The organism is Sphingosinithalassobacter sp. LHW66-3 (assembly GCF_050703275.1).
GTDB lineage: Bacteria > Pseudomonadota > Alphaproteobacteria > Sphingomonadales > Sphingomonadaceae > Sphingomonas.
Genome location: NZ_CP193482.1, coordinates 856,268 through 870,344 on the forward strand (window position 1 = coordinate 856,268; position 14,077 = coordinate 870,344).

General features: G+C 68.0%; 15 protein-coding genes. 8 read left to right on the forward strand and 7 right to left on the reverse strand.

Features of this window, described 5'->3' with window-relative positions:
* The first annotated feature begins 9 nt into the window (after positions 1-9).
* Genes ccoO through ACQ450_RS03965 form a run of 8 tightly spaced genes read left to right on the forward strand, consistent with a single transcriptional unit; the run spans position 10 to position 6,251 of the window.
* A complete protein-coding gene (gene ccoO, locus ACQ450_RS03930; RefSeq protein WP_431470590.1) occupies positions 10-744 on the forward strand; it encodes a cytochrome-c oxidase, cbb3-type subunit II in 735 nt (244 codons plus the stop codon).
* Complete coding sequence (locus tag ACQ450_RS03935) at positions 741-905, forward strand: cbb3-type cytochrome c oxidase subunit 3 (RefSeq protein WP_188055250.1); 165 nt, start codon at positions 741-743, stop codon at positions 903-905. Before ccoO ends, ACQ450_RS03935 begins: the two co-directional genes overlap by 4 nt.
* Positions 902-1,852, forward strand: a complete 951-nt coding sequence (ccoP, locus tag ACQ450_RS03940; protein WP_431470591.1) for a cytochrome-c oxidase, cbb3-type subunit III — start codon at positions 902-904, stop codon at positions 1,850-1,852. Before ACQ450_RS03935 ends, ccoP begins: the two co-directional genes overlap by 4 nt.
* A complete protein-coding gene (ccoG, locus tag ACQ450_RS03945) occupies positions 1,852-3,312 on the forward strand; it encodes a cytochrome c oxidase accessory protein CcoG (RefSeq protein WP_431470592.1) in 1,461 nt (486 codons plus the stop codon). The genes ccoP and ccoG overlap by 1 nt, the downstream gene beginning before the upstream one ends.
* The gene (locus tag ACQ450_RS03950; protein WP_431470593.1) at positions 3,312-3,764 is read left to right on the forward strand and encodes a FixH family protein; all 453 of its coding nucleotides are present in this window, start codon (positions 3,312-3,314) and stop codon (positions 3,762-3,764) included. The genes ccoG and ACQ450_RS03950 overlap by 1 nt, the downstream gene beginning before the upstream one ends.
* On the forward strand, positions 3,761-5,875 hold the full coding sequence (locus tag ACQ450_RS03955) for a heavy metal translocating P-type ATPase (RefSeq protein WP_431470594.1): 2,115 nt from the start codon (positions 3,761-3,763) through the stop codon (positions 5,873-5,875). Before ACQ450_RS03950 ends, ACQ450_RS03955 begins: the two co-directional genes overlap by 4 nt.
* Entirely contained in the window at positions 5,872-6,033 is a 162-nt protein-coding gene (gene ccoS, locus ACQ450_RS03960; RefSeq protein WP_431470595.1) for a cbb3-type cytochrome oxidase assembly protein CcoS, read from the forward strand. Before ACQ450_RS03955 ends, ccoS begins: the two co-directional genes overlap by 4 nt.
* On the forward strand, positions 6,030-6,251 hold the full coding sequence (locus ACQ450_RS03965; protein WP_431470596.1) for a hypothetical protein: 222 nt from the start codon (positions 6,030-6,032) through the stop codon (positions 6,249-6,251). Before ccoS ends, ACQ450_RS03965 begins: the two co-directional genes overlap by 4 nt.
* 185 nt (positions 6,252-6,436) lie before the next feature.
* On the opposite strand, the gene ACQ450_RS03970 is transcribed toward ACQ450_RS03965, so the two are convergent.
* From ACQ450_RS03970 to scpA, 7 genes are all read right to left on the reverse strand, one after another.
* Entirely contained in the window at positions 6,437-7,099 is a 663-nt protein-coding gene (locus ACQ450_RS03970) for an OmpW/AlkL family protein (RefSeq protein ID WP_431470597.1), read from the reverse strand.
* 131 nt (positions 7,100-7,230) lie between these two features.
* The gene (locus ACQ450_RS03975; protein WP_431470598.1) at positions 7,231-9,336 is read right to left on the reverse strand and encodes a biotin carboxylase N-terminal domain-containing protein; all 2,106 of its coding nucleotides are present in this window, start codon (positions 9,334-9,336) and stop codon (positions 7,231-7,233) included.
* Positions 9,337-9,346: 10 nt separating this feature from the next.
* The gene (locus ACQ450_RS03980) at positions 9,347-9,751 is read right to left on the reverse strand and encodes a lysozyme inhibitor LprI family protein (RefSeq protein WP_431470599.1); all 405 of its coding nucleotides are present in this window, start codon (positions 9,749-9,751) and stop codon (positions 9,347-9,349) included.
* A complete protein-coding gene (locus ACQ450_RS03985; protein WP_431470600.1) occupies positions 9,748-10,578 on the reverse strand; it encodes an alpha/beta hydrolase in 831 nt (276 codons plus the stop codon). Before ACQ450_RS03985 ends, ACQ450_RS03980 begins: the two co-directional genes overlap by 4 nt.
* Positions 10,579-10,580: 2 nt before the next feature.
* Positions 10,581-11,588 (reverse strand): biotin synthase BioB, encoded by a 1,008-nt coding sequence (gene bioB / locus ACQ450_RS03990; protein ID WP_431470601.1) that lies wholly within the window; start codon positions 11,586-11,588, stop codon positions 10,581-10,583.
* Complete coding sequence (locus tag ACQ450_RS03995; RefSeq protein WP_188055274.1) at positions 11,585-11,947, reverse strand: hypothetical protein; 363 nt, start codon at positions 11,945-11,947, stop codon at positions 11,585-11,587. The genes bioB and ACQ450_RS03995 overlap by 4 nt, the downstream gene beginning before the upstream one ends.
* Positions 11,944-14,076 carry a methylmalonyl-CoA mutase gene (scpA, locus tag ACQ450_RS04000; protein WP_431470602.1) on the reverse strand — a complete coding sequence of 711 codons (2,133 nt, stop codon included), beginning with the start codon at positions 14,074-14,076 and terminating at the stop codon, positions 11,944-11,946. Before scpA ends, ACQ450_RS03995 begins: the two co-directional genes overlap by 4 nt.
* Position 14,077: the final 1 nt, after the last annotated feature.

A 14,077-nucleotide genomic window follows, 5' to 3' on the forward strand; every position in this document is an offset into this window, starting at 1 on the left:
GATAGATCAATGGCAAAGCTCCTCGACCACGGCCGCATCGAGCGCAACGTCACGCTGCTGCTCGTGCTCGCCCTCATCACCGTGGCGATCGGCGGGATCGTCGAAATCGCCCCGCTCTTCTGGATCCGCTCGACCGTCGCGAAAGTGGAGGGGATACGCCCCTACACTCCGCTCGAACAGGCGGGTCGCGACATCTACATCCGCGAAGGCTGCTACAACTGCCACAGTCAGATGATCCGTCCGTTCCGCGACGAAGTGGAGCGCTACGGCCATTACAGCCTGGCTGCGGAAAGCATGTACGATCACCCGTTCCAATGGGGATCGAAGCGCACCGGGCCGGACCTCGCGCGCGTCGGCGGCCGCTATTCGGACGAATGGCACGTCCAGCATCTGATCGACCCGCGCTCGGTGGTGCCCGAATCGATCATGCCCGACTACGCCTTCCTCGCCGAGCGCCGGCTGCGAGCCGAAGGGATCGACGCCAATCTGCGGGCGCTGCGCGCCGTCGGCGTTCCCTATAGCGACGAGGACATCGCCCAGGCCGAAGCCGACCTGATCCTCCAGGCGACGAACGACGCCGACGCCGAGGATTTCCTGCAGCGCTATCCCAAGGCGCAGGTCCGCGATTTCGACGGCAACCCCGATCAGGTGACCGAGATGGATGCCGTCGTCGCCTATCTCCAGATGCTCGGCACGCTGGTCGATACCGATGCCGTCGAGGCGCAGGAGGTGGTGACCCAATGAGCACTTACGACACGCTGCGCCACTTCGCCGACAGCTGGGGACTGCTCTTCCTGTTCGGCGTGTTCCTCTTCGCCGTGTGGCGCGCGCTGCGGCCCTCCGCCCGCGCGCACATGGAAGAGGCCCGCACCATCCCGCTCCGCGACGAGGAACCCGGTCAATGAGCACCGACCACGAAGACAAGCAGATCGACGCCGCCACCGGCACCGAGTTCAAGGGCCACGAGTGGGACGGCATCCAGGAGCTCAACACGCCGCTGCCCCGCTGGTGGCTGTGGACCTTCTATGCCACCATCATCTTCGCGATCGGCTACTGCATCGCCTATCCGGCCATTCCGCTGCTCGACCGCGCGACCGCGGGCGTGCTCAACTGGTCGAGCCGCGGCCAGCTCGAAAAGGACGTGGCGGCTGCCGAGGCCGAGCGCGCCTCGGTGACCGAGGAGCTCGCGCGCATCCCGATCGAGCGGCTCGATCCGGAATCGCCGCTGATGCGCGCCGCGATCGCCGGTGGCGCCGCCGCCTTCCGCGTGAACTGCGTCCAGTGCCACGGTTCGGGGGCGGCGGGCAGCAAGGGCTATCCCAACCTCAACGACGACGAGTGGCTATGGGGCGGCGATCTCAGCGCGATCCACTACACGATCGCGCACGGCATCCGCCAGCCGGGTGACGAGGATACGCGCATGTCGCTGATGCCGGCGTTCGGCCGCGACGGGATCCTGAGCTCGGAAGAGATCGAAGACGTCGTCTCCTATGTCCGCGTGATCTCGCGTCAGGAGCAGCCGAGCCAGTCGGCCCGGCGCGGCGCCACGATCTTCGCGAACAACTGCGCCGCCTGCCATGGCGCGGACGGCACCGGCTCGCGCGCGTTCGGGGCGCCCAACCTCACCGATCCGATCTGGCTCTACGGCGGCGACCGGGCCACGCTGAACGAAACGGTCACCAACTCGCGCCGCGGCATGATGCCGGCCTGGGACGGCCGCCTCGATCCAGTCACGATCAAGATGCTCGCGGCCTATGTCCACTCGCTGGGCGGCGGCGAGCAGTCCGCCAATGTGGGCGATCCGGTCACCTCTCCCGACGCGCCCGTCGCCGGGGAAACGGAAGCCGAATAATGTCGACGCATTCCGACCGCACCGGCAAGGCACAGAAGGGCGGCGGGCTCTACGCCCGCCGCGCCGACGTCTTTCCGCGTGCGGTCAACGGCTTTTACCGGCGGCTGAAGTGGGCGATCCTGGGCGTGACGCTCGCGATCTACTACATCACGCCGTGGCTGCGATGGGATCGCGGGCCCTATGCGCCGGATCAGGCGGTGCTGGTCGATCTCGCCAACCGGCGCTTCTACTTCTTCTCGATCGAGATCTGGCCGCACGAATTCTATTATGTCGCGGGCCTGCTGGTGATGGCGGGTGTCGGCCTGTTCCTGCTGACCTCCACTGTCGGGCGCGCCTGGTGCGGCTATGCCTGCCCGCAGACGGTCTGGACCGACCTCTATCTCCATATCGAGCGGTTCATCGACGGCGACCGCAATGCCCAGCTGCGTCTCAAGAAGGCGCCGCTCGGGCCGAAGAAGATCTTCAAGCGAGTCACCAAGCACGCCGCCTTCCTGATCGTTGCGGTCCTCACGGGCGGCGCCTGGGTCTTCTACTTCGCCGACGCGCCGACGCTCGCACGTGACCTCGTTTCCGGCGACGCCGCGACCGTCGCCTATCTGACGATCGGCGTGCTCACCTTCACCACCTATTGGCTCGGCGGTTGGATGCGCGAGCAGGTGTGCATCTACATGTGCCCCTGGCCGCGCATCCAGTCGGCGATGCTCGACGAGCGTTCGCTGATCGTCACCTACAAGGACTGGCGCGGCGAACCGCGCAGCCGCGGAACCAAGCGCCAGAGCGACGATCCTGTCGGCGACTGCATCGACTGCAACGCCTGTGTTGCGGTGTGCCCCACCGGGATCGACATCCGTGAGGGGCCGCAGATCGGCTGCATCACCTGCGCGCTGTGCATCGATGCCTGCGACGAGATGATGGCGAAGGTCGATCGTCCGCGCGGGCTGATCGACTATGCGACGCTCGAGGATTGCGACGCGGAGCGCAAGGGCGCCGCGCCGGTCCCGGTCCGCCGCACCATCTTCCGCTCGCGCACCTTCCTCTATTTCGGCCTCTGGGCGGCAGTGGGCCTCGGCATGTTGTTCATGCTCGGCCAGCGCACTCGGCTCGACCTTTCGGTGGGGCAGGAGCGCAACCCGCTCTACGTCCAGCTCTCCGGCGGCGAGGTGCGCAACGCCTATACGGTCAAGATCCGCAACATGGAGACGCGGCCCCGCCCGGTCCGGGTCTCGATCGAAGGGCTGCCCGGCGCGGTGATGTGGGATTCGCTGGGCAGCGACGACAGCGCCGCGGCAGCGCTCGAAATCGAAGTGGGGCCCGATCAGGTCGAACGGCGGCGCATCTACGTTCGCGCGCCGCGCGAAGGCGAAGCGCCCGCCGAATTCCGCTTCCGCCTGACCAGCCTCGACGGAACGCCGGCAGAGGACGTCGACAGCGTCCGCTTCGACCGGCCGGGAGAAAACTGATGCTGCGACGCTTTACGGGCTGGCACATGCTGGCGGCGATGATCGGCTTCTTCGGCGTCATCATCGGAGTCAACGTGACGATGGCGACGTTCGCGACGCGCACCTTCGGCGGCGTAGTGGTGAAGAACAGCTATGTCGCCAGCCAGAAGTTCAACGGCTGGCTCGCCGATGCGCGTGCGCAGGAACGGCTCGGCTGGTCGACCCGGGTGCAGGTGATCGACCGGCGGCTCGTCGTCATCGCCGATGCCGCGGGACCTCTCGCGGGCGCGACGATGCGCGCGACGGCCACGCATCCGCTGGGCCGACTTCCCGAAGTGCCGCTCACCTTCCACGAAGCCGAGCCGGGGCGCTACGTCGCCAACACCCGCCTGCCCGTAGGGCGCTGGCGCCTGCGTCTCGGCGTCGAGCGCGGGCCCGATCGCGCCGCCTTCGTCGAGGAAGTGACGGCGTGACCACTGCCGAAGCCCATAGCGCCTTCAGCGTTCCTGGCATCCGCTGCGCGAGCTGCATTGCGAAGATCGAGCGCGAGCTGACGCCGCTGCCCGGCGTCCGCTCGGCGCGCGTGAACGTCACCAGCAAGCGCGTGCTCGTCAATCACGACGGCAGCATCGACGCGGGCGCGCTGCGCGAAGCGCTCGCGCGCATCGGCTTCGACGCCGAGCCGATCGGCGCCGCGGCGCCGGCACAGCCCGGCGAGACGCGCGGCCTCGTGCGGGCGCTCGCCGTCGCCGGCTTCGCGGCGATGAACGTTATGCTGCTGTCGGTCTCGGTCTGGTCGGGGGCCGAGGGTGAGACGCGCGAGCTGTTCCACTGGCTCTCCGCGCTGATCGCCATGCCCGCCATCGCCTATGCGGGGCAGCCCTTTTTCCGCTCGGCATGGGCCGCGCTCAAGCGCGGGCGCACCAACATGGACGTGCCGATCTCGATCGGGGTGGTGCTGGCGACGGCGCTCAGCCTGTTCGAGACCGCCACCGGCGGTGCGCACGCCTATTTCGACAGCGCGATCATGCTGCTTTTCTTCCTGCTGTGCGGGCGTTTCCTCGACAGCGTGATGCGCGATCGCGCGCGCACCGGCGTCGAAACACTGCTGCGCCAGACCGCACCCGGCGGCACGGTGATCCTGCCCGACGGCGGCACTGCCTGGCTGAAGGCCGACGCGATCGAGCCGGGCATGCGGCTGATCGTCGCGGCGGGCGAGCGGCTTGCGGCGGACGGTGTGGTCGAAAGCGGCAGCAGCAGCCTCGACCTCTCGCTCATCACCGGCGAGAGCCGGCCCGAGCCGGTGGCGCCCGGCGCCCGTGCCGTCGCAGGCACGCTCAATCTCGACGCGCCGATCACGGTGCGCGTCACTGCCGCGGGCGAACTCACCACCATCGCCGAAATCGCGCGGATGATGGATGCGGCGGGGCAGAGCCGATCGCGCTACCTTCGCATCGCCGATCGGGCCGCGCGCTTCTATGCGCCTGCAGTCCATGCGCTGGCGGCGCTTTCGTTCCTGGGCTGGATGCTGGTGGGCGCTGGCTGGCACGACGCGCTGCTGATCGCAGTCGCCGTGCTCATCATCACCTGCCCCTGCGCGCTCGGTCTGGCGGTCCCCGCGGCGCAGGTTGTCGCCGCCGGCGCGCTGATGCGGCGCGGGATCCTGGTGAAGGACGGGTCGGCGATCGAGCGGCTGGCCGAGGCCGATACGGCGCGCTTCGACAAGACCGGGACGCTCACGCTCGGTCGTCCCGCTGCGCAGCGGCCGCTGGCGCTCGATTCCGCGGAGGCACCGGTCGCGCTCGCACTCGCCCGCGCGAGCCGCCACCCCCTTGCCCGCGCGCTGGCGCAGGCGCTCGAAGCCGACGGCGCGCGCGCCGCCGATGTTTCGGAGCTGCACGAGGTGCCCGGGCGCGGCATCGAGGCAGTGCTCGCCGACGGTCGGCGCGTCCGGCTAGGCGCTCCGGACTGGGTCGGCGTCGCCGCGCCCGAGGCGAGCCTCGCCACTGCTTTCCGCCTGGGCGATGCGCCGCCGCGCCTGTTGCGCTTCGCCGACGCGCTTCGCCCCGGCGCCGCGCAGGCGCTGGCCGAGCTGCGCGCGATCGGGATCGATTCCGCTATCCTGTCGGGTGATCGAGCCGAAGCGGTCAATTCGGTCGCCCGGGAACTCGGGATTCCCGCTGCGGCGCAGCTGACGCCGGACGCCAAGCTCGAACGGATCGAAGCGCTACGCAGCGAGGGCCAACACGTGCTGATGGTCGGCGATGGCCTCAACGACGGCCCCGCGCTCGCCGCCGGGCACGTATCGATGGCCCCCGCCTCGGCAAGCGACGTCGGCCAGACCGCGGCCGATCTCGTCTTCCTCGGAGACGGTCTCGAGCCCGTGCCGGTCGCGGTGCGCGCCGCGCGCCGAACGCTGCGGGTCGTCCGGCAGAATTTCGCGCTGGCGATCGGCTACAACGTGTTCGCCGTGCCGCTGGCGATCGCCGGGCAGGTGACTCCGCTTATCGCCGCGCTGGCGATGTCCGGGTCGTCACTGATCGTCGTCGCCAATTCGCTGCGCCTGCGGGGATCGGCGCGATGAACGGCCTCGCCTTCCTCATCCCCGCCGCGCTGCTGCTCGGCCTCGGCGGCCTTGTCGCCTTTCTCTGGTCGCTGAATTCGGGGCAGTATGACGACCTCGACGGCGCGGGAATGCGCATCCTGATCGACGAGGACGAGGGCGAGGAACCTCGGCAATGAACCGGCGGCTGTTGCTCCTGCTGCCACCGCTCACGCTGGCGGCGCCGCCCGCCCCGGCGCAATCGTCCGACTCGTTCTCGGTCGCGATCTGCGGCGGCATCGGCAGCATCGACATCCCGCTGAACCCCGGCAAGCCGCACCCGCGACGCGAGGGGCCCTGTGCGGTCGCCTGCCATGCGATGGTCTGCGAACGGAGGGGTGGCAAGCCGGGCCGCTGACTCGGCCACGGCGGGCTTCCGGCGTCGACCGGCAGGCGGTTTCACACCGCAGCTCCGCTCGGCGATCGCGCTCAGGCACAAAAATGGCCGGCCGGGGCAATTCCCGGTCCGGCTGCTAGCGCCGATCTCCAGCTGTCGCACGGAGGAACGGAGGGAGAGCGCCGGCAGGCGCCCTCCCCGTTCGATCAGAAGCGGATACCGAGGCCGATCGCGGCGACGACCGGATCGATGCTCACGTCCACCGTGTTCACGGCGGCGCCGGTGCGCAACGTCGCGGTGGTGTCGATGTCGATATATTTCACGTCCGCATTCACGAACACGGTGTCGGAAATATCGAAGTCGATCCCGGCCTGAAGCGCATATCCGAAGCTGTCGTCCATCTCGATCGAGGTGGCACCGATCGCGGCTTCCAGCGCGTCGCTGGCATTGGTCGAATAAAAGATCGTGTAGTTCACGCCCGCGCCGAGATAGGGATGCACACGTCCCTCGGGCAGGAAGTGGTATTGCATCGTCAGCGTCGGCGGCAGCACCCAGGTATCGGCGAGTTCGCCCACCGGCTCGAGCGACCCCCGACCCGTCACCTCATGATTGGTGGTGGCGAGGATCAATTCGAAACCTAGGTTCGGAGTCGCCATATAGGTGAAATCGACTTCGGGCATGAAGCTGTCGCTGACGCCGACCTCGCTGCCGGGGAAGCCGGGTGTGACGGGCCCGGAGTCTTCGGTCGGCGAGACGAGGATGCCGCGGAGCCGGACGAGCCAGTCGCCCCCTTCACGGGCGGTCTGCGCCTGCGCGGGGACCGCAATGGCACTGCCGGCCAATGCTGCGAGAAGTAGAGCGGAACGCATGTTGTGCCTCCTGTTGTTCAGGCGGCCGGGCTACGCCCACGGTCGTTGCGCAGAGTTGATCCAGCGCAAATCTCCGCCTGCGTATTGTACCGGAGAGGATCGTTACGCAGGCGGCATGGAACGGCGGGCGATCACTCGAATTCGAGGATCGCCGCATCGACGGCCAGGCTGTCGCCGGGCGTGTAATTCGCCGCCTTGACGGTTCCGGCCCGCTCGGCGCGCAGGATGTTCTCCATCTTCATCGCCTCTACGACTGCGAGCGGCTGCCCCGCTTCCACCGTGTCGCCCGGGCCGACGTGCAGCGTCGTCAGCAACCCCGGCATCGGACAGAGCAGGAACTTGCTCATGTCCGGCGGCACCTTCTCGATCATGTGTCGCCGGTAGCGCGCGACATGCGGCGGCAGCACCTCGACACTGTGGGAGGCGCCATGCGCGGTCAGCCGCCAGCCACTGCGGGTCCGGGCGACTCCGACCGTGATCGGTTCGTCGTCGACTCTCGCCGCGAACAGCGGCTCGCCCGGACGCCAGTGTCCTACAACGTCGAGCGGCGGCTCATCCTCGTCATAGTTGACCAGAAGGCCGCCGTCATAGCCGTCGATCGAGAGCTCGAAACGATCGCCATCGACGGTCACGACACGATCGGGCGACAGAGGTGGATGATCGGTCAGCTGGCCCGAGATCCTGGCGTCGCGTTCGGCACGGGCCAGATCGATCACCGTCGCCAGCGCGGCAAGCTTGCGCCGCAGCGTCGCGTCCGTCGGCGCGCCCTGGAATCCCTCGGGATACTCTTCGGCGATGAAGCCGGTGGTCAGCGCCCCCTCGCGAAAGCGGGGGTGCTGCATGATCGCCGACAGGAAATCGACATTGTGGCCGATGCCCTCGATGCGGAACCGGTCGAGCGCAGCGACCTGCCGTTCGGCCGCTTCGTCGCGCGTCGGCGCCCAGGTGACGAGCTTGGCGATCATCGGATCGTAGAACATCGAGATTTCCGAGCCTTCGACCACGCCATCATCGACGCGGGTATATCCGCCACCGCGGCTTCCCGGCCCGTTCGAAGTCGAGACACTAGCCGCGCCGTCCGCGGCACGTCCCTCGACTTCGCTCGGGACGAACGGGTGGCTATAATCAGTCTCGCGGGACGCAGGCGGCAGATAGCGGACCAGCCGCCCGGTCGACGGCAGGAAGCCGCGATACGGATCCTCGGCATAGACGCGGTTCTCGATCGCCCAGCCATTCAGCCGCACGTCTTCCTGCCCGAACGCCAGCTTCTCGCCCGCCGCGACACGGATCATCTGCTCGACGAGATCGAGCCCGGTCACGGCTTCGGTCACCGGATGCTCCACCTGGAGCCGCGTGTTCATTTCGAGAAAGTAGAAGCTCTCGCCCGTCGTATCGGCGCCCGAGACGATCAGCTCGACCGTGCCGGCGCTGTAGTAGCCGACGGCGCGGGCGAGCGCGACCGCCTGCTCGCCCATCGCCTTGCGCATGTCAGGCGTGACGAAGGGCGACGGCGCTTCCTCGACCACCTTCTGGTGGCGGCGCTGTATCGAACATTCGCGCTCGCCCAGATAGACGATGTTGCCGTGCTGGTCGCCGAGCACCTGGATCTCGATATGCCGGGGGCTCTCGATGAACTTCTCGATGAAGACGCGGTCGTCGCCGAAGCTCGCCAGCCCTTCGCGCTTGGTCGCCTCGAACCCGTCGCGGACATCCTGTTCGGACCAGGCGAGCCGCATCCCCTTGCCGCCACCGCCCGCCGAGGCCTTCATCATCACCGGATAGCCGATGTCCCCCGCGATCTTCACCGCCGCGTCGGTATCGGCGATCTCGCCCAGGAAACCGGGGACGACGTTCACCCCCGCTTCCTTGGCGAGCTTCTTCGATTCGATCTTGTCGCCCATCGCCGCGATGGCGTTCGGCGGCGGGCCGATGAACGCCACGCCGGCATCGGCGCACGCTTTGGCGAAGCTCTCGCGCTCCGACAGGAAGCCATAGCCGGGGTGGATCGCATCGGCGCCGGTCGCCTTCGCGGCCTCAAGAATCTTGTCGGCGAGCAGATAGCTCTCGCTCGCGGGCGGCGGGCCGAGCCGCACTGCCTCATCGGCCATCTGAACGTGCGGCGCGCGCGCATCGGCATCCGAATAGACCGCGACGGTGGCGATCCCCATGCGCTTTGCCGTCCGCATGACGCGGCACGCGATTTCGCCGCGATTGGCGACCAGGATTTTCTTGAACATCAATTCGCCTTCACATCGTCATCGAGTGGAGCAGTTCGCGCAGCTGCCGGGTGCGCGTGCGCGTCAGCATCGCCTTGCAACTGGCGACCAGCATCGGCTGCATCGATCCGCCGCGCGCGACATAGCCTTCGGTCCGGCAGTGCGTGTCGCGGAAGCGGAGCCACGCCCGCTGCGCCGCGATCAGCGCATCGACATAGCCCGGCGCGTCGCCGGCCGAAGTCCCATGTCCGTCCGCATCGCGCGCGCGCATCGCGGCGAGCGTCTCGTTCCATTGCGCGTTCAGCGCGACGTCGGCCTGCTCGAACTCCGCGCCGGCGCAGGCGGTCATCGCGCTCTGGGTCTGCGGATCGGAACAGTCGCGCGACGGCGCATCCTGCAGGGCCACAGCGAGCGTCAGCAATAGCCAGGCCGTCATTCCGCTTCTCCTTCGGTCGGGTCGGCATAGGACCAGCGCAACGCGTCGAGTGCCGCGCCATGGTAGATGGTCGAATGCGCTTCATCGGGCCGCGGCACATAGGTCCAGCGCAATCCCTCCGGTGCCCGCTGCCGAAGCGCCGCGACCAGCAGGTCCATGCCGAGCTGGTGCAGCCCGCCTTCGTCGGCGACGGTGAGGTAAAGCCGCCGCTCGGCGCCGTCCTGCGCGTCGAGCGCGGCCCGCGCGGTGCGGCCGACCGCCACGCGATCCCACCACAGGCTGGGGCTGATCGCGAGATAGCGATCGAACAGATCCGGCTGCGTCAGAAAGGTGTCGACGATGAAGAGTCCCGCGAGCGACTCCCCGATCACCGCGCGCTCGCCCGCCAGATTGTAGCGCGCCTCGACGAAAGGGATCACTTCGTCGGCGAGGTGGCGGCGGAACCGCTCGGCATGGCCCGCGGTGGGATACTCCGCCAGTATCTCCGGGTCGCTGGCCGTAGGCGCAAGCTCGTTCACCCGGTCCCCGGTCTCGACCCCGACGACGACCATCGCCGGGTACATGCCGGAGAGGGCGCCGAGATGCGAGAGGCCGGCGATATGATACCAGTCCTGCGCCAGCCCGCCGTCGATAACGTAGAGCGCCGGGCAGGCGCTTTCGGCATCGCATCCGGGCGGCGCCCAGACGTTCACCGTCCGCTCGGCATCCATCGTCGTCGAGGCGAGCCGATAGCTGGTCCCGAAGCCGATTTGCTGGCCAGCCGTCGCATCCTGCGCAGCGGCAGGCGTCGCCGCCACTGCTGCCGCCAAAACGAAAAGCCCGCGCATCCTCATTCCGCAGCGGCTTCCATCCGGCACGCCCGCATCGGCTCTTCGCCGGTCATCGGCTTCAACCCCAGCTTCGCCAGCATCGCGCTATCGGCGTCATCGCCCGCGTTCGCTGCCGTGAGCAGCTTGTCGCCGGTGAAGATGCTGTTCGCGCCCGCCAGGAAGCACAAAGCCTGTGTCGCCTCGCTCATGCTCTCGCGCCCGGCGGAAAGGCGCACCATGCTCATCGGCATGGTGATCCGCGCCACCGCCACGGTACGCACAAATTCGATGTCGTCGATCTTCGCGAGCGGCGTGTCGGCAAGCATATCGCCCAGCACAGTGCCCTTCACCGGCACCAGCGCGTTGATCGGCACGCTTTCGGGATGCCGCTCCAGCGTCGCCAGCGCATGGAGGAAGCCGACGCGGTCGCCGCGCTGCTCGCCCATGCCGACGATCCCGCCCGAGCAGACGTTGATGCCGGCGTTGCGGACATTGTCGAGCGTTTCGACGCGCTCCTCGAAGCTGCGCGTCGAGATGACGTTCGCGTAATTCTCGGGCGCGGTATCGATGTTGTGGTTGTAATAGTCGAGCCCCGCATCCTTCAGCATCGCCGCTTGCTTGGGCGTCAGCATGCCGAGCGTCATGCAGGTTTCCATTCCCATCGCGCGCACGCCGCTGACGATCTCGACGATCGCGGGCATGTCGCGGTCCTTGGGATTGCGCCACGCCGCGCCCATGCAGAAGCGCTGCGAGCCATTGTCCTTCGCCTGCGCCGCGCGCTGGAGCACTTCGCGCGGGTCCATCAGCTTGGTCGCCTTCACGCCGCTGTCGGCATGCACGCTCTGCGAGCAATAGCCGCAATCCTCCGGGCAGCCGCCGGTCTTGATCGACAGCAGCGTACACAGCTGAACCTCGTCCGCTGCGTGATGCGCACGATGCACCTCGGACGCACGGAACAGCAGTTCGGTGAACGGCAGGTCGAACAGTGCGGCGATCTCATCGCGGGTCCAGTCGGTACGCGGCGTCAAAACAATACTCCCAACCAGATAAACGAAAAGGCGCCGACGCCGGCGCCGAGCCCCGCCACCGCAGCGGTGTGCATCCACCAGGCACGCCGGGGCAGCGGCGTTTCCTTGCGGCGCGCTGTGATGACTTCGGCGATCGCCGAAATCGAGGAAAAGCCGCTGATCGCCAGCGATACCAGCACCACGACGAGGGTCGCCGGCTTGATCGCCTCCGCCTTGTCACTGCCCGACAGCGTCAGCACGCCGCCGAAGGCGAGCAGCGTCGTCGTCAGCAGGAACTTGGAATAGTCATACAGCAGGATGTCCGTGTCAGGACCCGGATCGACCAGCTTCGCTGGGGTGACGGTTTCCTCGTCGCTCATTCGGCGGCCTCCTCGGCAGGCGGCATATTGTGGCCCAGCAGCTTGAGCACCTCGGCCGCGGCGGTCACGAGATTCGTGCCGGGCCCGAAGATCGCCTGCACCCCCGCCTCGCGGAGGAACTCATAATCCTGCGACGGGATCACGCCCCCGGCGACCACCTTGATGTCGGGCCGCCCCGCCTCCCGCAGCCGCCGGATCAGCTCGGGGACCAGCGTCTTGTGCCCTGCCGCCAGGCTCGATGCGCCGACCACGTCGACCTCGCGCTCGATCGCGAGCCGCGCGGCTTCCTCGGGCGTCTGGAACAGCGGTCCCGAGACGACATCGAAGCCCAGATCGGCGAACGCCGATGCGACCACGTTCGCGCCGCGATCATGCCCGTCCTGCCCCATCTTGGCGACCAGGATGCGCGGGCGGCGGCCCAACCGCCGTTCGAGCGCGGCCACGCCTTCCTCGGCGCGCGCCCAGCCCGCATCCTCGGCATGGGCCGGGCCATAGACGCCGCGGATCGGGGTGACGCTCACCCCGTGCCGATCGAACACCGCCTCCATCGCCGCCGACATTTCGCCGAGCGTGCAGCGCGCGCGCGCCGCCTCGACGCACAGGCCGAGGAGATTGGCGTCGCCCGCCGCTCCCTGCCGCAGTGCCCCCAGCGCGGCCTGCGCCGCCTTCTCGTCACGCTCGGCGCGGACGCGCTCGATTCGGCGAATCTGGTCGGCGCGCACCTTGGCATTGTCGATGTCGAGGATGTCGATTTCGTCGGCTTGCGCCGGACGATATTTGTTCACGCCGACGATCACGTCCTCGCCGCGGTCGATCCGCGCCTGCCGCGCCGCCGCGGCCCGCTCGATATGCTCCTTGGGGATACCCTTGGCGACCGCGTCGGTCATCCCGCCGGCGGCTTCGACTTCCTCGATCAGCGCCCAGGCCTTGTCGGCCAGTTCCTGCGTCAGCGCCTCGACATAATAGCTGCCGCCAAGCGGATCGACGACGTTGGTCATCCCCGTCTCTTCCTGGAGGATCAGCTGCGTGTTGCGCGCGATCCTGGCGGAAAATTCGGTGGGCAGCGCGACCGCTTCGTCCAGCGCATTGGTGTGCAGGCTCTGCGTTCCGCCGAACGTCGCCGCCATCGCCTCGATCGTGGTGCGGATGACGTTGTTGTACGGGTCCTGCTCGGTCAGCGAGACGCCGCTCGTCTGGCAATGCGTGCGCAGCATCTGGCTGCGCGCATTGCCGCCGAAATCGGCGATGATCCGGCTCCAGAGCGTCCGCGCGGCGCGCAGCTTCGCCACTTCCATGAAGAAGTTCATGCCGATGCCGAAGAAGAAGGAGAGCCGCCCGGCGAAGGCATCGATATCCAGCCCGCGACCAAGCGCCGCGCGGACATAGGCCATGCCGTCCGCCAGCGTGAACGCCAGCTCCTGCACAGCCGTCGCCCCGGCCTCGTGCATGTGATAGCCGCTGATCGAGATCGAATTGAATCGTGGCATGTTTTCGGAGGTGTAGGCGATGATGTCCGCCACGATCCGCATCGAGGGCTCGGGCGGGTAGATATAGGTGTTGCGGACCATGAACTCCTTGAGGATGTCGTTCTGGATCGTCCCCGAGAGCTGGTCCTGCGATACGCCCTGCTCTTCCGCCGCGACAATGTAGAAGGCCAGGCACGGCAGCACCGCGCCGTTCATCGTCATGCTCACCGACATGGTGTCGAGCGGGATGCCGTCGAACAGGATCTTCATGTCCTCGAGCGTGTCGATCGCGACGCCCGCCTTGCCGACGTCTCCCGTCACGCGCGGATGATCGCTGTCGTATCCGCGGTGCGTCGCCAGATCGAACGCGACCGACAGCCCCTTCTGCCCCGCCGCGAGATTGCGGCGATAGAAGGCGTTCGACTCCTCGGCGGTGGAGAAGCCGGCATATTGGCGGATCGTCCAGGGGCGCCCCGCATACATGCTGGCCTTCACGCCGCGCGTATAGGGGGCGAAGCCCGGCAGGCCCGGATCGGCGGCATCCTGCGCGGTATAGAGCGGCTTCACCGCGATGCCCTCGGGCGTCTCCCACCCCAGGTCGCGCCCCTTCACTTCCTTGGCGGCAAGCGCCTTCCAGTCGTCGAGCGTGGGTTTGTCAGCCATT

Coding starts and splice junctions, on each gene's coding strand:
- scpA (WP_431470602.1), bottom strand. CDS start 14,076: ATGGCTGACAAACCCACGCTCGACGACTGGAAGGCGCTTGCCGCCAAG.
- ccoG (WP_431470592.1), top strand. CDS start 1,852: ATGTCGACGCATTCCGACCGCACCGGCAAGGCACAGAAGGGCGGCGGG.
- ACQ450_RS03995 (WP_188055274.1), bottom strand. CDS start 11,947: ATGAGCGACGAGGAAACCGTCACCCCAGCGAAGCTGGTCGATCCGGGT.
- ACQ450_RS03935 (WP_188055250.1), top strand. CDS start 741: ATGAGCACTTACGACACGCTGCGCCACTTCGCCGACAGCTGGGGACTG.
- ACQ450_RS03950 (WP_431470593.1), top strand. CDS start 3,312: ATGCTGCGACGCTTTACGGGCTGGCACATGCTGGCGGCGATGATCGGC.
- ACQ450_RS03975 (WP_431470598.1), bottom strand. CDS start 9,336: ATGTTCAAGAAAATCCTGGTCGCCAATCGCGGCGAAATCGCGTGCCGC.
- ccoP (WP_431470591.1), top strand. CDS start 902: ATGAGCACCGACCACGAAGACAAGCAGATCGACGCCGCCACCGGCACC.
- ACQ450_RS03970 (WP_431470597.1), bottom strand. CDS start 7,099: ATGCGTTCCGCTCTACTTCTCGCAGCATTGGCCGGCAGTGCCATTGCG.
- ACQ450_RS03985 (WP_431470600.1), bottom strand. CDS start 10,578: ATGCGCGGGCTTTTCGTTTTGGCGGCAGCAGTGGCGGCGACGCCTGCC.
- ACQ450_RS03980 (WP_431470599.1), bottom strand. CDS start 9,751: ATGACGGCCTGGCTATTGCTGACGCTCGCTGTGGCCCTGCAGGATGCG.
- ccoO (WP_431470590.1), top strand. CDS start 10: ATGGCAAAGCTCCTCGACCACGGCCGCATCGAGCGCAACGTCACGCTG.
- ACQ450_RS03965 (WP_431470596.1), top strand. CDS start 6,030: ATGAACCGGCGGCTGTTGCTCCTGCTGCCACCGCTCACGCTGGCGGCG.
- ccoS (WP_431470595.1), top strand. CDS start 5,872: ATGAACGGCCTCGCCTTCCTCATCCCCGCCGCGCTGCTGCTCGGCCTC.